The following is a 21,113-nucleotide window of genomic DNA, read 5'->3' as shown; positions in this document are numbered from 1 at the left end:
ATAAAAAAAGAATACCTTCCCCGCTAAACGAAGAAGGCATTTCACTCATTCCATATCCTTGGCCAGACTTAGCTTCCGCTAAAGTCGACCCCCTCAAACACCATGGATGGCGTTTGCCAGGATGAATTTAAATTGGGATCGTTGCCGACTTCCGCCAGACTCACCCACAAATCCTTCATATTACCACTGATATTCATTTCGGAAACCGGCTGAACAATTTCACCGTTTTCAATCAGAAATCCATCGATTCCATAGGAAAAATCGCCCGTTGATCCATTGGTGTTTCCGCCATTAAAGCCGGTAACCAGAATGCCTTTTTTCATTCCTTTAATCAACGCCTCCAGGTTCTTGTCTCCCTGCTCAAAAATCAGGTTCGATGTTTCGCCGGTGGTCGGCTCAGTCTCCAGCTTTTTGGCGTAATACGTATCGATGAAATAGGTTTCCAAAACGCCTTGATTGAAGACCATTCGCTTTTTCGCGGCCAGCCCTTCGCCATCAAACAAATGCGACCCCAATCCACGCTGAAGGAAAGGATCATCAGTCAAAGTTAATTTTGGCGACGCAACTTTTTGGCCCAGCTTGTCTATCAAAAACGAGTTTTTCTGCTGAATACTGTAACCATTCAGCGCACTAATTAAGGGCGAAAACAGGCGCGGTATACTTAAATTTTCAACGAGCATGTCATATTTCCCCGAAGCAATTTTCTTCTGCCCGATTTTCTTCAAGGCACGATCCAGGGCTGTCGTTCCAACTTCCGTTTTTTTCAGTTGGTCAAAAAAGATGGCACGTTCGCTCCAGCCTTCGCTCGGGCGGGCATCTCCTCCGTCAACCGATACAGACGCGTACAGGCTGAAACTGCTGTTGGACGTTTCTCCTTCAAAACCATTACTGGTAAGCATCAACCGGCTGCTGGTATGATCCGAATAGCTTGCCGTAACCGAAATAATCCGGTCATCTTTTTGATACACCTCCTTCTCCACCTGAAAAGCAAGATCGACTTTGGTTTTCGGGTCAAGCTGATCATACGAAGGATCAACGGTGCTTAAGTCCCGCTCTTCACCTTTGTAATACAAGGCCGGATCGGGCAAACTGCGAAACGGGTCAGGCGACAAATACTTCGTGCCGGCAATGGCCTGCTCAATAAAATGCGCCAGCTCCTTTTGCTCCAGGCGGTTGGTGCGGTGCACCGAATATTTGTTGTCGACAAACAAACGCACACTCATACTACTTTGAATGGCTTCCTTCAGGGTATCTATCTTTTGCTCCCGGACATCGACATTGCTGCTCTTACTTTCTGAAATGATGATACCGACATCATCGGCACCATTATCCAAGGCGTGTTGCATGGCCCACTTGGCCAGCGTATATTTTTCTTCTTGTGTCATTTTATACCATTTTTCTGATGAATTCAAGCTTATTAACTCATACCTCCAACCGTCAGCTTTTTAACCAAAACCGTTGGAAGACCACAGGTAACCGGAACTGACTGACCTCCTTTTCCGCAGGTCCAGGTTCCGTTATCAATCAAGTAATCATCAGCACACATGGTAATATCTGCCAGCGCCTGCGGCCCATTACCTATGATATTGATATCTTTAATGGGTTGGGTCAGCTTGCCATTCTCAATTAGGTAACCCGACTTCACAAAGAATGTAAAGTCGCCGGCGCCAATTTTCACCTGGCCATTGCTGAAGTTGTCCACGTAAATGCCTTGCTTTACATTGGTAATGATGTCCTCGCGGGTATGAGGACCCGTCTCCATATAAGTTGCCCGCATTCGGGGCAAAGGAACGTGCCGGAACGATTCGCGCCTTCCATTTCCTGTTGGATTCACCTGGTAGTGCTTGGCACTAATCCGGTCGTGGATGTAACTATTCAAAACACCATCTTTCACCAAGTAGGTTTTCTCGGTCGGATTTCCTTCATCATCGCGGTTCAATGATCCCCGATTGTCAGGCAGGGTGCCGTCATCAATAATATTGACAAAGCTTTCAGCTACCTTCTTACCCATTTTATCAGCAAAAATGGAAGTGCCCTTGCGGTTAAAATCGGCCTCGAACGTATGCCCGATGGCTTCATGCAGCAAAATACCGGAACCACCGGCCCCCATCACCACAGGCATTTCGCCGGCCTTGGGCTTGGTGGCTTCAAACAGCAAACTCGTACGGTCAACTACCTCTCTGGCAACCAATTCAATCAGGTCGTCCTGTAAAAATTCAAATCCTTTACGGAAAGAACGCGAGCTGTAGCCATTTTCAATTTGTCCGTCTTGCTCCATCACACAGAAAGCACCCAGACTAACCAGCGGACGGTAGTCGTAGCTCAAAACCCCTTCCGAACTATAGAACAACACATAGGCTGACTCGTCAGACAAGTTCGCATTCACCTTGGAAACGCGGTTGTCCAGCGCAAAAATCTGATCATTCAGCCGTTGAATAAACGGAATTTTTTCCGGAACCGTCACCTCCTCCCACGAGCGATTGATTCCATAGTAATCGGATGGGAAAGCTTCAACAATTTCCTGCGCCGGAATATTTTTGGATCCGCTGGCAATATTGGCTGCCGTATTCGCCGCCTTCATCAAAGCCTCAGGTGTAATGGTCTCAGAATAAGCAAAACCGGTTTGGTCTCCCTTCAACACCCGAATGCCTACACCAAAGTCAACATTGGAAAAGGCCCTGTTCACCTTGCCGTCTTCCAATGCCAAAATATTCATTGTTTTGTGCTCAAAAAACAGGTCGGCATAATCACCGCCTTTGCTCAGTGCTTTATCTGTCACTTTTTGTAACAAATGAAGGTCTATCCCGAAATGATCCAGGTAGGCCTGAACTTCAACCGACAGGGGCGTACCCTGACACGACTGAATAAAAGCAGGCAACATCATGCTTCCTGCGACAGCCGAACCGGAAGATTTCAAAAATTTTCTTCGGTCAATGTTTCTCATTTTTACTAAAATTTATCGGGTTGTAAGTTTTCATCGTTTATAAATCTCATTGTTATTGACATCCACCCCATCAGTTCGGAGCAAACAATTAAAATTACGCAATGAGAAGAAATAATAACCCATTCTTCTGCAAAAATATTTTTTTTGATTACAAAAACGACCGCATCCCCAAAGCCCCAAACCTATCTAAAAAAGGGACCACCAACCACGAAACAGAACACAAAGAACAGGACACCCCCTATTATTAATACCCACAAACAACAAAACAAGCCATCTCCACAATAACACCCCTCCCCAAAACAGGGGATAACACAAATACATTCCACTTATGTGAATTTAATATTAACATTATTACAAAATGTTGGCAACTTATGCGTATTTTTGATCCATGACTCTACTTTTGACCTAGGATCATTGACAAAAACATATCGTTAACTCAAAATTCATAACAAAATGAAATCAAAACTGGAATACATTTGGTTGGATGGATACAAGCCGACGCAAAGCCTAAGGGCGAAAACAAGAATTGCAGAAAACTTTAGTGGGAAACTGGAAGATTGTCCTGTATGGTCATTTGATGGCTCATCAACACAGCAAGCAACAGGAGGCTCTTCGGATTTATTATTAAAACCCGTTGCCATTTTTCCAGACCCCGACCGCAACAATGCCTATGTCGTCATGACAGAAGTACTGAACCCGGATGGCACACCTCATGATTCCAATGGAAGAGCTCATATTGAAGAAGAAGACGAAGATTTTTGGTTTGGCTTCGAACAGGAATATTTCCTGATGGACCCTAAAACCAACAAACCCCTTGGATTTCCGGCTGATGGCTATCCGGCCCCTCAAGGCCCTTACTATTGCGGTGTTGGCGGAGACAAAGCATTTGGCCGTGACATTGTTGAAGAACACTTCGACATTTGTCTGGAAGCCGGCCTGAACGTAGAAGGAATCAACGCGGAAGTGGCTGCCGGACAGTGGGAATTTCAGATTTTCGCCAAAGGCGCGCACAACGCAGGCGATCAGATCTGGGTGGCGCGTTACTTCCTGGAAAGAACCGCTGAAAAATACGGCATCGTTGTTGACTGGCACCCCAAACCTCTTGGCAAAGAACTGGACTGGAACGGCTCTGGCATGCACGCGAATTTCTCCAATGGCTTAATGAGAACCTGTGGCGACAAAGCCGTATTCGTTGCCATCTGCGAAGAATTCGGAAAAAACATCAAGGCACACATCGATGTTTACGGTGCTTACAACGACCAGCGCTTAACCGGTCTTCACGAAACAGCAGCCATTACCGACTTCAGTTACGGTGTTTCCGACCGCGGGTCCTCTATCCGTATTCCGGTAGGAACAGTTGAAGATGGATGGAAAGGCCGCCTGGAAGACCGTCGCCCTGCCTCAAACGGGGATCCTTACAAAATTGCTGCCGTGATTATTAAAACAACACACAAAGCAGTGGCCAAACTTTAGGCTAAATACAATCGCACAAAAAAAGCTGTCCTCCCCCGGGCAGCTTTTTTTTTATCTTCTGCATTTTAGCCCGTCTGGTTTATTTACTTTTGGGGTCAAATTTCACGCCATGCAACAACAGCAAATCAAGATCAACAGACAACTTTTCACGGAAACCTCTCACTCACCGGCCTTAATCGATATGGTAGGCGAAGAACAACTCGACCAAGTCATCGACTTTTGCTTCATTGCCAACCCTTACTACCCCACCGATGAAATGCTGGATGAACTAAAAACCAAGCTAAATACCATCATCAAAGCCTATCCGTCGAGCAACCCCAAGCTGGCCCGGCAAACCCTGGCCGAAGTGCTGCAATTGGATGCGGAAACCCTGTTTCTGGGAAACGGAGCCACCGAACTTATCACCATTGTTGAAAAATACCTGATTGATGACATTGCCATCCCCATCCCTACCTTTAGCGAATACATTGAAAAACTTCGCAGTGCCGATGCCGCCAAGCTCTACCAACTTGATCCGAAAAAAGACTACCAGCTCAACCTACAGGACTATGCCCGTTGGATTCGAAAAAACAAGGTCAGCGCGGCACTAATCATCAATCCCGGCAACCCCACCGGGCAACTGATGCACACCGACGAACTACGGCAATTCCTGACCGAAATGAAAGAGCTGAAACTAATTTTACTTGACGAATCGTTTATTGATTTTTCGGACGAACAAATTCCGAGCCTGCTGAACGAGGTCCACCAGTTCAAAAATCTGATTATTGTGCGAAGCATGAGCAAACACTGCGGTGTTCCGGGCTTGCGACTCGGCTATATTTGTACCTCCAACCCGTTTTTTCTGAAAACCATTCAGGAAGCGCTTCCCATCTGGAACATCAATTCGATTGCAGAGTATTTTTTACTGCAACTTAAAAACACCAGCCCAATTTACCACGAAACACGCTTGCGTGTTATTCAGGACATTCGGGAACTGCACCAAAAACTGAAACAACTGGATGGCTACAAAATATACCCGACCGGAAGTAATTTCATCCTGCTGAAAATTGAATTTGAACTGAAAGCTTTTGATCTCCAAATGCAACTGCTGGAAAAGTATGGATTGTATGTACGCGATTGCAGCAATAAAATCGGACTGGATCAATATCACATTCGGGTAGCTTCACAAGGCCCCGACAAAGACCAGCTATTGGTTGATGCCCTGCAGGAGATTGCTACTTCTTGCTGTTCGGCTTAAGTAAGAATAAAGCGAAACTAGAAACTGGCCACCGAATCACACACATAAGTTGGAATAATTCCGGTGGAACGGATTTTCATTTTTGCATTCTCCGGCAAGGTATTCCCGGACAAAACCAACATGGTGTCCATCCCAAATTTGTTGCCTCCCATGATGTCTGTCAGCAAAGTATCGCCAACCATCAGAATATCATCACGATTCAAGGCCTGTTTCTTGCAGGCCTTTTCATAGGCAAACATAAACATCTGAGCATCGGGTTTTCCAAAGCGAATGAAGTGCCGTCCTAAAATTTCCTCCACCATATCGGAAATACCACCAATAGCTATCGCAATATCGGTCCGGTTCAACGGGTAGTTAATATCGGTATTGGCCACAATCACCGACATGGATTTTTTCCGCAGCAGGTTGACCACCTTGTTGATATCATTGTTCCAGTCAAACCCTTCATCATCCAGAAAAACCAAGCACTGCACATCATCAACGTCTTTCAAATCCAGCTGACTGATCGGCAAGGTTTCCAAACCTGCCAGTTCTATATAATGAGCCGACTGCTCAGTCCCCAGATAAGCCACCCGTCCTCTTTTAATTTTCAACTTCAACCAGTCGTGCGCCAGCATGCCCGACGAAATAACCTTATCCGTTGTTATGCCCGGTATACCATTGATTTGGTAAATACGAGCCAACTCCTCCGGACTGCGGGAAGCATCATTGGTTAGCACATAGTAGTCAATTCCTTTTTCATCCAGAAAATCGAAGGTATTCTCAACCCCGGGAATAATCCCTTTATGATTTTTCAAGACTCCAAAAGCATCAAAAAAAACCGCTTTATACTTGGTCGCTACGCTTCTAAAATCTCTTGTTTTCATACGACATTACAATTTTAATGCTTTCAAAAGCTTGTCAATATTAAAGTTGGTATCAATAGTCGGAATATATAAGTCATAAGCTTCTTTCTGCAACTTTCGGGCATAGGAGGGCAAAAAGAAATGGGTACCATCTTTAATTACATAATTGAGAATAAAAAAGCGGTAAGCTTCCTTGATCAGGCGAACTTCGGACTCGTTTAACGGATAAATCCGATGATATTCCTTCAGAAACATCAGAAAACGATCTTCCATCAAGGTATCAATCTTATAACTAAACACCGTACGGTCGCCGACATCGGAAACCACCCGGCTAAAAAAATAAAAGTCCATCACGCGGGTTGACTCCCGAAACCAATCGTAATCCCATCGCGAATAAAACTTACCATCGCCGCGAACCGAAAAATTCCCGATGTTCCAGTCCACAAAAACAGGAATCGTTTCAATTTCGGTTGAATAATTCACCTTGTCGGCCCGAAAGAGAAACTGATCGCACTGCCGCTTGATCAAATCCTTTTGCTGCTGGTTTCCGCAGAACTTTCCGGTGTCCACATTTCGCATCAAACGATGAATGTCGGTCACCACGGTTTTGGAAGCACTTGGCAACTGGTTGCTGACATTGGAACAGGCCTTGTGAAAACGGGCCAACTCACGCCCAAGCTTCCGGATATTTTTATCCTCCAGCCGGCGGGGCATCTTGTCTTTTATTTTGATGGGATTATAGAAAACAACCCAAGCACACTTCTCCTGTTCAAAATAACGGTAGATGAATAAATCATTGCGTTTAACCAGCGACCGTGCCAGGAAATTCTCATACGGCGCCTCCAGGTTATTGGCCAGGTTGTTAATGATGACATGATCTTCCTTGAAATGCTCAAAATTGCCATACTCTGTTAGCTTGGCAAACACAGGCTGCCGTTCGTAAAAGGAGATTTTGTATACCTGATTGGTTGAGACATGGGCACTCACATCAAAAATCCCTTTGATTTCGTGCCGGTCATCAAATTCGCGCCAGGCCCGTCGTATAACCTGAAAATAATCGAGCGTCTGCATAGTCATTTCTTTTTCTGAGCTTTCCAAAAGTAATCAGAAAGACGGATTTCTAAATAATTTCGAAATACCTTTTTATCTCCCAATCCGTTACCGCACGCATAAATTCGCGCCATTCCCACTCGCGGGTTGCTGTAAAATGCGCCACAAAATCATCGCCCAATAAACTCCGGGCCACGTCCGACTCTTTCATTTTCTGCGTTGCGTCCATCAAATTAGCCGGCAGATGCTCGCGCTCATGCTGAGCATATTCATTGCCACCAGTAGCCGGTATGGTCAGCTTCATTTCCTGCTGAATCCCATACAAGCCCGAAGCCAGCGAGGCAGCCATGGCCAAATAAGGGTTGGCATCAGCACCCGACAAACGCATTTCCAGCCGGGTTGTCCGGGCCTCTCCATTGATCACCCGCACCGCCACTGTCCGGTTGTCAAATCCCCAGCTCGCGGTTATTGGCGCCCAGGCCCCTTCGCGCAGGCGCTTATAACTATTTACAGTAGGTGCATACATTGGCAAAAGAAAAGACATGCAATACAACTGTCCGGCCAGGTAACTTTCCATCAGCGAACTCATGGGAGCCTTGGGATCTCCGGAATAGAACAGGTTCTTTTTCTGATGGCGATCCCATATACTTTGATGAATGTGCCCGCTACAGCCCGGCAGTTCTTCATTCCATTTTGCCATAAAACTAGCCACAATCCCATGCCGATAAGCAATCTCTTTCACACTGTTCTTAAACAAAACCGCCTTATCTGCCGAGCGCAGCACCTCGTCATAACGAATGGCAGCTTCGTAAACTCCCGGCCCGGTTTCAGTATGAATACTCTCCAAGGGGACATCAAACAATTCCAAATCGTTATACAGGTCGTTGAAAAAAGATTGATACTGACTGGGGCGCAACATGGAGTAGCCAAACATTCCGGGAGAAATCGGCTTTAATTCCGAATAATTTTGGGCCACCAAATTATTGGGAGTACCTAAAAAGTTAAACCACTCAAACTCCTCGGAGAAGACTCCGGCAAACCCCATATCCGAAGCCATTTGCTGCACCCGTTTCAGTAAACTCCTCGGACAGGCGGCTTTGCCTGCAAGCTCATCGCCACTAAAGTCAGCCAAAAAGAAAGGCAAATCGCCATCCCAGGGAACTTTCCGGTAGCTGCTCAAATCAAGCTGAACCCGGGCGTCGGGATAGGCCGTATGCCAACCGGTCATCTGCACATTATCGTAAACTTTATCGTTGGAATCCCAGCCAAAAACCACATCACAGAAGCCCATACTTCCTTCTGCCGCTTCCAAAAACTTGTCTTTGCTAATGGTTTTCCCCCGCAAAATTCCGTCAATGTCAGCCACCGCAAATTTCACTTTATTGTGATGACTGTCCTTTAGCTTCTGAATTAACTCTTTGTTCCCCATAAAATTTACTCCATTCAGTATTTAACGGCACCTAGCAAGATAAAAAGATTGCCCTATGCAAAGCAAGGTATTTCAATAAAATAAAAACACAATGCTCCGACAAGCATTCAGCCCGTAGCTCTACACCTCAGACGATCATCAAATAATTATGATCACATTCCATTTTACTGCCCCCGAACCACCAGCATTTAAATTTCAACTCAAAAGGTAGTCATTTTAGAAATACATCCCCTTAAAACACCCCCTTCTTCATAAAAATGACAACATAAAAACAACACACACCCTAAATTCGGAGGAAATTTCAATAAAACACACATACAAAACTGAAAAATACCTATTTTTGCAACCGTTAAAAACAGAAAGAACTTCTTCGAGATATTATATTAATTAAAGCAAACCACCATGGCACATTTCAGATTTAAAGCGCTGCAAAAAGTAATCGAACGGCAGCCCGTTAAGGTCGTCAGAGAAGACAGCCTGACCTCCAACTATTATGGGATAAATGTTTTTGATCGTCCCAAAATGAAAAAATACCTTTCGAAAGATGCGTATAAAGCCGTTTGCGAAGCCATTGACCTGGGCCGGGCTATTGACCGCAAAATGGCGGATCAGGTAGCACAAGGTATGAAAGCCTGGGCTACAGAGAATGGTGCCACACACTACACGCACTGGTTTCATCCGTTAACCGACGGAACAGCAGAGAAACACGACGCTTTTATTGTTCACGAAGAAGGTGGCGGCGTGGTCGAAGCCTTTAGCGGGAAAGTGCTTTCGCAGCAGGAACCCGATGCTTCATCCTTCCCCAGTGGTGGAATTCGTCAAACGTTTGAAGCGCGCGGCTACACCGCCTGGGATGCTTCCTCTCCGGCTTTTATTGTTGACGGAACGCTGTGTATCCCCACGGTTTTCATCTCCTACACCGGTGAAGCACTCGACTACAAAACACCGCTGCTAAAATCGATTCAGGCTGTGGACAAAGCGGCCACTGCCGTGTGCCAATATTTTGACAAGAACGTAACCAAAGTCAACGCAAACCTGGGATGGGAACAAGAATACTTCCTGATTGACGAAGCGCTGTTTGCTGCCCGTCCCGACCTGATCTTAACCGGACGCACCCTGATGGGTCATGCCTCATCCAAGGACCAGCAGTTGGACGACCACTATTTTGGATCGATTCCAACACGGGTTTACTCCTATATGGAAGACTTGGAAAACGAAGCCTACAAACTGGGTATTCCGCTAAAAACACGCCACAACGAGGTGGCTCCTAACCAATTTGAGGCAGCCCCTATTTACGAAGAAGCCAACCTGGCGAACGACCACAACCAATTGTTGATGGACATCATGAAAAAGGTAGCCCGTCGTCACAATTTCAGGGTCCTGTTTCATGAAAAACCCTTCTCCGGAATTAACGGATCAGGAAAACACAACAACTGGTCGTTAACTACCGATACGGGCGTTAACTTATATTCTCCGGGGAAAAACCCCAAAAGCAACCTGCAGTTTCTCACCTTCGTGATCAACGCCATGAAAGCCGTATACGATCATCAGGACTTGTTACGGGCCAGCATTGTTTCGGCATCCAACGCACACCGCCTGGGCGCTCACGAAGCCCCTCCGGCCATCCTTTCGGTATTTTTAGGAACAGAGATTAGCAAGATGCTCGACCTGATGGAGGAAGCTGTTGTTGACCGCAAAATGACTCCGGATGAAAAGACAGCGCTGAAACTGAATATTGGCCGGATTCCTGAAATCATTCTGGACAATACCGACCGCAACCGCACGTCGCCGTTTGCCTTTACCGGAAACCGGTTTGAGTTCCGCGCTGCCGGATCATCAGCCAACTGCGCTTCATCATTAATCGTTCTGAACACAGCGGTAGCCGCACAACTTGACAGTTTCAAGGCTGAAGTGGATGCCCTGATCGAGAAAGACGTTAAGAAAGATGAAGCAATCTTCCAGGTGCTGAAAAAACTGATCATCAACTCAAAACCCATTCGTTTTGATGGCGATGGTTACAGCGACGACTGGGTAGCCGAAGCCCAAAAACGCGGTTTAACGAACATCAACAGTGTTCCAGAGGCGCTGACCGCCTACCTGAGCAAGCAAACCAAACAGCTATTTACTTCGCAGGAAGTTTTTTCAGAAAAAGAACTTGAAGCCCGCACGGAGGTTGAGCATGAGAAATTTACCATGAAAGTGCAGATTGAAGCCCGCGTATTGGGCGACCTCGCCATCAACCACATCGTTCCTACGGCGGTTCAGTACCAAACCACGCTGCTGGAGAATGTTAAAAACCTGAAAGAAGTTTTTGATGCCGACGAGTTTGAGACGCTGGCGCATGCCCGCAAGGAACTGATCCGCGAGATTGGCGGTCACATCTCATCCATCAAAGCCAAAGTGCGCGAAATGGTGGAAGCCCGCAAAGTGGCCAATGTTATTGAAGACAGCTTTGATAAAGCCAAGGCCTATGACAATACGGTTCGCCCATACCTAGATGATATCCGTTACCATATTGACAAGCTTGAACTGACGGTGGACAATGAGCTTTGGCCATTGCCTAAATACCGCGAACTGCTGTTTGTACGCTAACAAACGCAAGCCGATAACCTATCAAAGAGGCTGCTCACCGAATTTGTGAGCAGCCTCTTTTTTTATTTAAACGCTTCCGCCTGAGAGGAGAAGCTTTCCGCGATCTCCACTTAGTTGTTTACCACATCCAGGTAAGCTTTCAGGAAGCGCTGATCATTGGCATCGCTGTCTCCGTATTTTTCGCGCAGCTCGGTTAAGCGTTCGTGCATCATTTTTTGCACTTCAGCATAAGCCGGATCGTCATACACATTGGTCATTTCCTGCGGATCCTTTTCCAGATCATACAATTCCCACTCATCAATATCGTAGTAAAAATGAATCAGCTTGTATCGGTCGGTTCGCACCCCGTAATGGCGTTTCACCATATGAATGGAAGGGTATTCGTAGTAGGTGTAATAAATGGCATCGCGCCACTCCGAGCTTTCGCCGCTAACCAACTTGCGGAAGGATTCACCTTGTACATCCTGCGGAATATCAACACCGGCATAATCCAGAAATGTTGGTGCAAAATCAATGTTCTGAACCAGTTCATCCACGACGGTGCCCGGCTCAATTTCCGACGGATACATCATCAGCAAGGGCGTCCGAAACGATTCTTCGTACATAAACCGCTTGTCGAACCAGCCATGCTCGCCCAGGTAAAAGCCTTGATCGGAGGTGTACACCACAATGGTATTTTCAGCCAATCCGTTTTCTTCCAGAAAATCGAGCAACTGGCCAACGCCCTCATCCACCGAGGCAATACAGCCCAGGTAATCCTGCATGTATCGCTGAAAACGCCACTGCATCAGCTCCTTTTCATTCATGCTTGGATATTTGCGGGCAAAGTCTTCCACAATCGGATCGTACACTGCATCCCAGGCTGCCCGTTGTTGCTCATCCATTCGCCCCAGGTTGTTGGTATAAGCCGCTTTGTCCCAGGTCAAGGTCTGAGGAATGCCCAGCTCATCCATCACCTCGGGCCGTATTTTGGAGTCGCCGGCCCAGTTCATATCTTTCAGCACATTCATTTCCTGCTCTTTGGCAGCCGTTCCACGCCCTTTGTAATCATCAAAAAGCGTTTCGGGCTCCTTAAAGGTCATCCCGGTGTATTCCTTGTAGTGACGCTCGGCCGGCAACCACTCGCGATGCGGGGCCTTTTGGTGGTAAAGCAAGCAGAAGGGCTTTTCCGGATCGCGCTCTTTCAGCCACTTCAACGACATTTCGGTGGTTAAATCCGTCACATAGCCATCCAGGCGTTTTTTCTCACCATTAATGATGAAATCCGGATTGTAATAATGGCCCTGCCCCGGCAATACCGCCGAATAGTCAAAGCCCTGCGGCAAGCCATCCAGGTGAATTTTTCCGATCAGAGCCGTTTGATACCCATTTTGCTGCAACAATTTCGGGAAGCTCATCTGGTTCCAATCGAACGGCTGCACATTGTCCACCTTTCCGTTGACAAAACTGTGCTTGCCGGTAAGCATAACTGCCCGGCTCGGCGCACAAATGGAGTTGGAGACAAACCCCCGGGTAAAAATGGCTCCCTGCTCTGCAATCCGGTCAATGTTCGGCGTTTTATTGAGGCCATGCCCGTATGCACTGATGGCTTGATAGGCATGATCATCACTCATGATGTACACAATATTCGGCTTGGTCTTGGTTTTCTCTGCGGCCGGTTGGCTGCAAGCTGCCAGCCCCAGTCCGGCAATCGACAAAAGACCAATTGATTGGCTAAGGTTTATATTCATCATTAACTGTTTATTGATTTAAACTAGAAATCGTATCTCAATAAGTATTCTTCATTTCGTCTGCTATAACTCATCGCTTCGGCTTACTGCCTTTGGATAATAACTTCGGAATAAGACGTAAATTTTAATTATTCCAGTGTGTTTCTACAAGTTCCCTCATCACAGGATAAGACTCATCCGTGTCGCCAACTTCTTTCCGAAGCAGAATAAGCTCCTCTTTCATTTCTTTTATAATTCCGGCATAAGCGGGATCATGATAGGCATTGTAGTTTTCATGCGGATCTTTCTGAAGATCGTAAAATTCCCAGGCCGGCGCTGTCGTTTCTTGCTGCGCTCCCGCCATGTCCAGTGGTTGACCATAGAAAAAGGCCAGCTTATAACGTTCATTCCGAATACCGAAATGTCCGGGCCGATCCTCCAGGTGCAGCCAGTACCGGTAATACATCGATTTTCGCCAGTCTTCAGGAGTCTCCCCTTTCAGGTTGTTCCGGAAGCTTCTTCCTTCAATAAAATCGGGCTTTTCAACCTTGGCATAATCAGCCAGCAAAGCCGCAAAATCAATGTTCAAAATAATGTCATCAATGCGTCGGCCACCATTAAATTCTTTGGGGTAGCGAATGACAAAAGGCATTCGCAGGGATTCCTCATAAATCAGTCGTTTATCAAAGAAACCATGCTCACCCAAAAAGTAGCCCTGATCGGCCGTGTAAATAACAACCGTATTGTCGGCAATCCCTTCCTCTTCCAGGAAATCGAGCAACTTGCCAATGTTGTCGTCAATGGCGGCACCACTTCGAATAAAGTCTTTCACCAACTTCTGATAGGTTTTCTTGCGTTGTCCCCTAGCATCCAGGCCATCTACCGAAAATGGCAACTCCGGATACTGCGCCCAGTAGTTGGGATTTTTGGTATTCTCGAGGTAACGATCACGAAGGTTTTCAAGTACCTGACCTTTAAATGTCCGGCCAGTGGTCTCAGGCCCTGAATCGTAGAGGCTTTCCGGCTCCGGCAGCTCAACGCCATCCAGCAGATGTTTATAGCGATCGGGAAAATCAAAGGGTTCGTGCGTTGCTTTAAAGTGACACATCATCATAAAGGGCTTGGTTTTATCCCGCTTCTTCATCCAGTCGATACTCAAATCAGCAATCACATCGGTCGAAAATCCTTCATACTCTTTCCCGCCACCATAACCGTCTTCCCAGTTATCCTTGGTTTTCAGAATCGGGTTCCAGTACCTTCCCTGCCCTGGCAAAACATTAAAATAGTCAAAGCCGGCCGGTTGCGTTTTCAGGTGCCACTTCCCAATAATGGCCGTTTGGTAGCCATTTCCTTGCAACACTTTGGCGATGTTCATACGATCCGGATTCAAGGCATTGGCAAGCGTATAAACTCCGTTATGATGACTGTACTGTCCGGTTAATATGGTGGCACGACTTGGTGTGCAAATCGAGTTGGTGCAAAAACAATTGTCAAGCACAACACCTTCGCTGGCCAGCCTGTCGATATTGGGCGCATGCACATAATCCTTTAAAATTCCGCCGTAAATCCCCCAAGCCTGTGAAGTATGGTCGTCACTTAAAATAAAAAGGATGTTGGGCTTTTCTTCTGGCACTTGCTTTCCGGTGCAAGCCGAAAGAACACCGAGCGCAGCAGCCATTAAATCAAATCTGAATCTCATTCGTTTATCGTTTTATTTTCAATCGTTTTCTTTGAACTCGCAAGGAATATTATCCTGCTGCTCTGTGCTTATTTAAGCCCAGGCACATTTCCTATTTCTCAGTCTCTATTTTGTAATCTTCCCCATTTTCGGATTTCTGGCAGGATTCCAGCCAATCCATCAAGTTGGCTTTCATTTGAGCCGCCAGTTCTGAATTTTGCGCCAAAATATTATTTTGCTCTCCCGGATCATTCAGCAAATGATATAACTCAAAAGTTTTTCCGTTGTCGGTACTAATCAGTTTGTACTCTTGCGTTACCCACGATAATCTTTCCAGGTACCGAAATCCCATCGGTTTTTCACGCTCCGCTTTCGTCCCCTTCAAAACCTCTGTCAGGCTGATTCCGTCGATTGGTCTTTCTTTTGGAAAGTCCAGTTCCAGCAAATCAACTACAGTTGGCAAGTAATCGCTGGTAAAACAAGGGAAATCGGTCTTTTGCCCAGCTTCAATTCCCTGGGGCCAAACACAGAATGCCGGCACACGCACTCCTCCTTCGTACAAATCGCGCTTACGTCCGCGGTAAGGTCCGGCACTTCCGGGCGTACGCAGCTCGGGGCCATTATCACTGCAAAACCAAATCAGGGTGTTTTCGGCTTCTCCCAGCTCCTCCAGCTTTTCCCACAAACGGCCCATCTGTTGGTCCATGGCTGAAATTGTCGCGTAGTATAATTGCTCCCGATAGGAATACGAACCATACTCGTTCATCATTTCTTCGTTAGCTACCACCGGCAAGTGCGGCGTATGTATCCAAATCACCGAAAAGAAAGGCTGCCCCTTTTCTACAGAGTTTTCAATAAAAGGGATCGCCCGGTCAACAATGATTTTTGAATCGTCTCCATCCAGGTTTTCGGTTTCACTGGTCTCTTCGCCTACCCAGTAAAATGTTTCAAACGATTCTGCCGTGCTTTTATCTTCAATTGCTTTCCAGCCATACCGCAGGCTTTCTCCTTTTTCGGTATCAAAAATGGCCGGTTTTAACATCGGATCGTAGGTGGGGACCTTCGATTCGGTTACAAAATAAGTATCGTAACCATGCATGCTGGGAATACTATAATGCGTTGAATCTCCAGGACGGCCGCGATTAGCATCTTTCACTTGAGTGGTTAAGGTGCCTAAATGCCATTTTCCAAAGTGACCGGTTGCATAGCCTTTCTGCTTAAGCAGTTCGGGCAAGGTAATTTCTTCTGTTTTTAGATGGCCTGAGTTTGCATTTGGAATTCCGAGACGATACGGGTTTCTTCCGGTTAAACAACTAGCCCGGGTTGGCGAACACACCGCTGAAGCAGCATAAAAACGATTAAAGGTGATTCCTTTGCCTGCCAGCATATCCAGGTTGGGCGTTTTTATTATCTCATTCCCGTTAAATCCCGTATCTCCCCATCCCAAATCATCGCACATCACAAAAACGATATTGGGCGTTGCGGCCTTTTCGGCCTTAGTTGGTCGGGCTTGAACGAAATTACCCGGCAACAACAAGGATGTTCCGGCAATTAGTTTGATGAGGTTGGTCATGATTTGCTTATGTTTTGTGCGCGCTTATTTACCAAATACTGGCCAAAGGCAAGGCGTTCCCCTGGCTTCCAAAATTAAATAAAAAATCCTTGCCCTTGATAATTGGATGGAAAGCTCCACCAAAAACCAAAGGCAAGGACATCAAAATGCTTTTCTAATAAAACTGGAATTTGTGAATAGCTATACTTAGTCTTTCTCCGACAGTTTTAGCTCTCCTGAGATATACCTTCCAACTTTCTGAAGTGTTTCAACATCTACATCTCTAATCTTTCCCTCGTAATTTGGTCCAACATTAATAGAAAAGATATTTCCATATTCAACAGCTCCCAGATAATCGTTATAAAGATCTTCAGCTGGCTTGCATAGCTTATCATGCTTAGGCAAGGAATAAAACCAGTCAGCCCCACCTTCATGCTTGGGAAGTATGGGATAGGTAAATTCAGCCACTAAAAAATCGTCATAACTATCTTTAAGGTGATGTTCATTCCATACCGTTGATTTATCGCCAATAGGTCCGGGTTTTCCTCGCTCACGAAGGTTTAAACGGCCGGCAGTTTCTCCAGTATTAAAACCAATAAAGCAATTGGGTTGAAACTGGTGAATAAAATCAACGGTTTCTTTGTGCGATAAACCTCCATCTCCAACGGCATGATCCATCCAGAAAAACTCGATGGGGCCATATTGAGTACAAAGCTCTTCCAACTGTGCCTTTTTCATTTCCGGGTTAGTACCACCTTTCATCCAGCCTCCGTCTTCGGCTCCGGGCCAGTTCCAGTCACCTTCAGAAAAATAGAGTGCCAGTTGTATGCCGTATTTATCACACGATTTTTGAAGTTTAGCCAACACATCAACCCCCAGCGGACTGTTGGTCACTTTTTTATCCGTGGTTTCTGTATCCCACAAACAAAATCCATCATGATGCTTAGCCAGAAAAAGGATATATCCCATTCCGGCTTCTTTAGCTACCTTACACCACTGGTCGGTGTCACAGCCCGAAGCTTGAAAAAAAGAAGCATCTTTATCCAATGTTGGTGTCCACTCACTTCCATAAAAGGTACTGAACGACCAGCAGATAAACATGCCGAACTTCATCTCTTTAATTTGTTCTGCTCTAACCTTATCGTCAATCCTTTGGGAGTAGTCTGAAGTAGAACTGCCACCACATCCCAACAAGATTAATCCGGCCATTAATAAAGAAAATACACTTCCTGATTTCATCGTTTTTTGTTTATGATTTGGTACCAATAACAAATACCTCAACTTCAGCAAAGGAAGCCAGGCCAGTTTGCCGGACATCCGATCTGGATACCAGTTTAACAAATCGTCCTTCAACGGTATGCGTAAATTTTATCCGCCGACGAATGGGGTTATTTTCAATATTACTGAATGTTCCGATTGCCTGCGGTTCTCCCCAGCTTTTCCCATCCGTGCTTACATAGCAAGCATATTCATAAATAATCCCAGCCTTTTCACCATCCTGACGGGGTAAATAGGAAAAGCCATCCAGCGTCAAATTCGTTCCTAAATCCAAAACAATTTCATGCGGATGAGCATGTTTACTTTCAGCTAACCAAAAGGTTTTGGGATCATTATCAATCGCTTTTGCCGAACTGGCCTCCTTCCGGCCGTCCACAGAAACCACGTTCCACTGTGCTTTAGGTACCCCAAATTCGGTGATCATTAAATCCGTTTTGAAACCGGTGGCTTCATCCTGGGCATAAGCATGTACTTTTCCTCCTAAAGCCAGCTTAACCGGGCCTTCGTATTTTTGAAAATCCGTTGATTGGGGTTCTTCTCCAAGCGCATAAAAAACAGAAATTCCTTCAACGGCTTCAAAACTCAAGTTTCCCAGAATATCGAACCGTGCCACAGGATCGGCAACCAAACGAGGCGCGCAGTAAATTCCCAAATTGGAAAGGGTTAAGCAAGGAGCTTCCGTTTCCAAAGTCAAGCGCAGCCTGGATGTTGTTACATCATCAAAACGCAGAATCCGCTTATAGCCAATGGTTGTTCCCTGTGTCAAAGGCTTGTACTTCCCATCGTCTTCATACTCCAGAGTGAATGTATGTACCCGTTGGCCGAGGCGGATATACTCCTGAAGCAATAACCGGTTCAGGGTTGTTTCCTGCCCAAAATCGATGGTAAGTGTGGCTTGCTGAATGCTATCATTGGTTGCCCAGTAGCTTTCTGTACTTTCGTCAACACATCGGTCAGCCGCAAATTCGGCCTGCCCTCCGCGATAGTCACTTGCAGTAAGGGTGGCATTTTTAGCCAGGTTAACGGCAAACTCCCGCTTGACCTGCTCCCTGAATTTCAGCAAAGCTTGCGCATCAACATCTCGAATTTGCCCGGTTGGTGCAATTGCCAATCCTAAATCCAAAGACGATCCCCGACCAATGGAGGTATAGTACAAATCCATCAAATTGGCTAAACTTCTTGGCTGATGTCCGGTGTGAAAATACCATGCTTTGGGCCACAGCAAAGTGGTGTTCACCTCTGCCGGAATCCACTCGTTTCCGTCGGGATCACCTGTTCCCAGCTTTTTCGTGTACTCCTGATTTCCCTCTCCGGGAAATTTACCTGCTGTGCTAATTGTATTCCAGTTGGTTTCGCTACCGATGCCCGCTTCGTTTCCAACCCAGCGAACTCCCGGGCCCACATCGCTAAAGATTACCGCATTCGGCTGGTGTTTCTGAACAATGGAAAAGATACTATCATACCCATAATAGGTTCTACGATCGATGTTTCGCAGTTCGTTGGCTCCACCGTAATAGCCGGTACCACCATTGGCGCCGTCAATCCAGAATTCGAAGATTTCTCCATATTCAGTCATCAGTTCTTCCAGCTGCCTGTAAAAATAGTGGACATACTCCGGACGCCCGTATTCTGCATGATTTCGATCCCAGGGAGACAGGTAAACACCGAGTTTTAATCCATACTTTTTGCATGATTTTGACAAATCGTCCAGCACATCGCCTTTTCCGTCTTTCCAGGGGGTGGCTTTAACCGAATAGTCGGTATACTTGCTGGGCCACAAACAAAAACCATCGTGATGTTTAGCCACTAAAATCAGTCCTTTCATGCCTGCTTCACTGGCTACCCGAGCCCACTGGTCGGTATCCAGATCGGAAGGATTAAACAACTGGGGATCGACATCGCCATAGGCCCATTCCTCTTCGGTATAGGTATTCAGTCCATAACAAACAAGGCTGAAATATTCCATTTCATGCCATTGCAACTGTCCCTCGGTTGGCACCGGCCCATAAGGCTTAGGAGGATCAACTTGTTGCACACAAGCACTCAGCAGGAGCAACACAATAAACAAGCAATTGATTTTCATCGTTTTATTTCGCTAGGTTCTCAATTAATAGTTTGTATTATAGATTTCGTTTAACACGATTGTCTTCTTAAAATGGATGTCGGTAAGATTTGCTCCTCCACTCGCGTTTCGGAAGCGTCGATTTTCGCCAGCAACATCTGCCACGAAACGTCTGCCATCAGCTCAATCGGCTGGCTCACCGTGGTCAACTCCGGATCAATAGCCACTCCCATTGGATCATTGTCAAAGCCAACTACTGCAACATCTTCAGGAACCCTGAATCCGGCGCCTTTCAGGTATTTAATTGCTCCAATGCCTACGTCATCACCAACAGCCAAAATAGCATCCGGCTTCTGGGGCAGTGCCATTAACTTTTTCGCTCCCTCCATGCCATCTTTCATGAAAAAATCACCCCGAACCAAAAGCTCTTCCTGAAATTCCAGACCAACATCAAGCAGCGCTTGTTTATAGCCGTCCAGTCGCTCCTGATAAACATTGAGTTTAATAGAGCCGGTAATGAATGCAATTCGCTTTTTAGGCATGCTGTTAATGAGCTTAACAGCTTCGTATGCCCCCTGATAGTTATCTACAACAACCTTTGAAACGGCTTCCTGTGCAGGAACCCGGTCGAAAAAAACCAAGGGAATATCCTCTTGTTTGAAGGCGTCAAAATGCGCTCCAGTAGTGGTTTCCTTCGACACCGAGGCCATTACGCCAGCCACCCGGTTGTCAATTAAAGCTTCAACATTTCGCTTCTCGGTAGCCTCCTTTTCATTGGACTGAAAAACCATGACGGAATACCCGGACTGGTTCGCTTTTTCGGACATTTCGGAGATAAACTTGGCAAAAAAATGGTGCTGAATATTGGGTACCAATACGCCAATGGTATTGCTCCGTCTGTTTCGAAATCCCTGGGCCAAACGATTGGGGCGATAGCCCATTTCTGCCGCTTTATCCCAAACCTTTTTGCGGGTTTCATCACGAATGGACTTACTGTTGCGCAGAGCCAGCGAAACAGTGGTGTGATGTACGCCTAATTCATGAGCGATATCTTTAATGGTAATGGTCTTTTTCATGCGCTGATATAGAGATAACAAAACTGCAGTTCTCACGTGAGAATTCCAAGCACCTCACAAGAAAAATTCTAGATTTATTCTGCAAACTCATTCCTACCCCAAAACATTGCCAACAAAAAAACCGCCTCTGTAAAAGGGCGGTTTTCTGTTTCTTTGGATTTTATAAAAACAAGGATCAATCGAGCACT

At 46.1% G+C, this 21,113-nt stretch carries 15 protein-coding genes; 4 read left to right on the top strand and 11 right to left on the bottom strand.

All coding sequences use genetic code 11. The annotated features are described in order from the left end of the window. Positions 1-68 precede the first annotated feature (68 nt). Together ACRD6K_RS01265 and ACRD6K_RS01260 are read right to left on the bottom strand one after the other, a co-directional pair. Positions 69-1,385, bottom strand: a complete 1,317-nt coding sequence (locus ACRD6K_RS01265) for a TldD/PmbA family protein (protein ID WP_299578263.1) — start codon at positions 1,383-1,385, stop codon at positions 69-71. A 32-nt stretch (positions 1,386-1,417) separates the two neighbouring features. Then, a complete protein-coding gene (locus tag ACRD6K_RS01260; RefSeq protein WP_430971745.1) occupies positions 1,418-2,944 on the bottom strand; it encodes a TldD/PmbA family protein in 1,527 nt (508 codons plus the stop codon). 101 nt (positions 2,945-3,045) lie between these two features. Between ACRD6K_RS01260 and ACRD6K_RS01255 the strand changes: the two genes are divergently transcribed. The 3 genes from ACRD6K_RS01255 (at position 3,046) to ACRD6K_RS01245 (ending at position 5,654) form a co-directional block, all read left to right on the top strand. After that, positions 3,046-3,192, top strand: coding sequence for a hypothetical protein (locus ACRD6K_RS01255; protein ID WP_430971744.1), 147 nt, complete (start codon positions 3,046-3,048; stop codon positions 3,190-3,192). Positions 3,193-3,397: 205 nt separating this feature from the next. After that, entirely contained in the window at positions 3,398-4,417 is a 1,020-nt protein-coding gene (locus tag ACRD6K_RS01250; protein WP_299578265.1) for a glutamine synthetase beta-grasp domain-containing protein, read from the top strand. A 109-nt stretch (positions 4,418-4,526) separates the two neighbouring features. Then, positions 4,527-5,654, top strand: a complete 1,128-nt coding sequence (locus ACRD6K_RS01245; protein WP_430971743.1) for a pyridoxal phosphate-dependent aminotransferase — start codon at positions 4,527-4,529, stop codon at positions 5,652-5,654. A gap of 17 nt (positions 5,655-5,671) precedes the next feature. Here ACRD6K_RS01245 and ACRD6K_RS01240 read toward each other — a convergent pair whose 3' ends face one another. Genes ACRD6K_RS01240 through ACRD6K_RS01230 form a run of 3 tightly spaced genes read right to left on the bottom strand, consistent with a single transcriptional unit; the run spans position 5,672 to position 8,978 of the window. Next, a complete protein-coding gene (locus ACRD6K_RS01240; RefSeq protein ID WP_430971742.1) occupies positions 5,672-6,520 on the bottom strand; it encodes an HAD-IIA family hydrolase in 849 nt (282 codons plus the stop codon). Between the two features lie 6 nt (positions 6,521-6,526). Beyond that, entirely contained in the window at positions 6,527-7,570 is a 1,044-nt protein-coding gene (locus ACRD6K_RS01235) for an aminoglycoside phosphotransferase/kinase family protein (protein WP_430971741.1), read from the bottom strand. Positions 7,571-7,619: 49 nt separating this feature from the next. Further along, positions 7,620-8,978 carry a glutamine synthetase family protein gene (locus tag ACRD6K_RS01230; RefSeq protein WP_430971740.1) on the bottom strand — a complete coding sequence of 453 codons (1,359 nt, stop codon included), beginning with the start codon at positions 8,976-8,978 and terminating at the stop codon, positions 7,620-7,622. Between the two features lie 402 nt (positions 8,979-9,380). Between ACRD6K_RS01230 and ACRD6K_RS01225 the strand changes: the two genes are divergently transcribed. Further along, complete coding sequence (locus ACRD6K_RS01225) at positions 9,381-11,570, top strand: glutamine synthetase III family protein (protein ID WP_430971739.1); 2,190 nt, start codon at positions 9,381-9,383, stop codon at positions 11,568-11,570. Between the two features lie 110 nt (positions 11,571-11,680). On the opposite strand, the gene ACRD6K_RS01220 is transcribed toward ACRD6K_RS01225, so the two are convergent. From ACRD6K_RS01220 to ACRD6K_RS01195, 6 genes are all read right to left on the bottom strand, one after another. Continuing rightward, positions 11,681-13,303 carry a sulfatase family protein gene (locus ACRD6K_RS01220; RefSeq protein ID WP_430971738.1) on the bottom strand — a complete coding sequence of 541 codons (1,623 nt, stop codon included), beginning with the start codon at positions 13,301-13,303 and terminating at the stop codon, positions 11,681-11,683. Positions 13,304-13,424: 121 nt separating this feature from the next. After that, a complete protein-coding gene (locus ACRD6K_RS01215) occupies positions 13,425-14,978 on the bottom strand; it encodes a sulfatase family protein (RefSeq protein WP_430971737.1) in 1,554 nt (517 codons plus the stop codon). Between the two features lie 91 nt (positions 14,979-15,069). Then, complete coding sequence (locus ACRD6K_RS01210; protein ID WP_430971736.1) at positions 15,070-16,530, bottom strand: sulfatase family protein; 1,461 nt, start codon at positions 16,528-16,530, stop codon at positions 15,070-15,072. 186 nt (positions 16,531-16,716) lie between these two features. Then, positions 16,717-17,748, bottom strand: a complete 1,032-nt coding sequence (locus ACRD6K_RS01205; RefSeq protein ID WP_430971735.1) for an alpha-L-fucosidase — start codon at positions 17,746-17,748, stop codon at positions 16,717-16,719. A 10-nt stretch (positions 17,749-17,758) separates the two neighbouring features. Then, a complete protein-coding gene (locus ACRD6K_RS01200) occupies positions 17,759-19,870 on the bottom strand; it encodes an alpha-L-fucosidase (protein ID WP_430971734.1) in 2,112 nt (703 codons plus the stop codon). Positions 19,871-19,920: 50 nt separating this feature from the next. Continuing rightward, complete coding sequence (locus ACRD6K_RS01195) at positions 19,921-20,925, bottom strand: LacI family DNA-binding transcriptional regulator (RefSeq protein ID WP_430971733.1); 1,005 nt, start codon at positions 20,923-20,925, stop codon at positions 19,921-19,923. Positions 20,926-21,113 lie beyond the last annotated feature (188 nt).

This window comes from Sunxiuqinia rutila (assembly GCF_050589705.1).
In the GTDB taxonomy this organism is placed as follows: Bacteria; Bacteroidota; Bacteroidia; order Bacteroidales; family Prolixibacteraceae; genus Sunxiuqinia; species Sunxiuqinia rutila.
The sequence above is the reverse complement of the archived record's forward strand: the minus strand, read 5'-3'. Positions and strand labels throughout refer to the sequence as shown.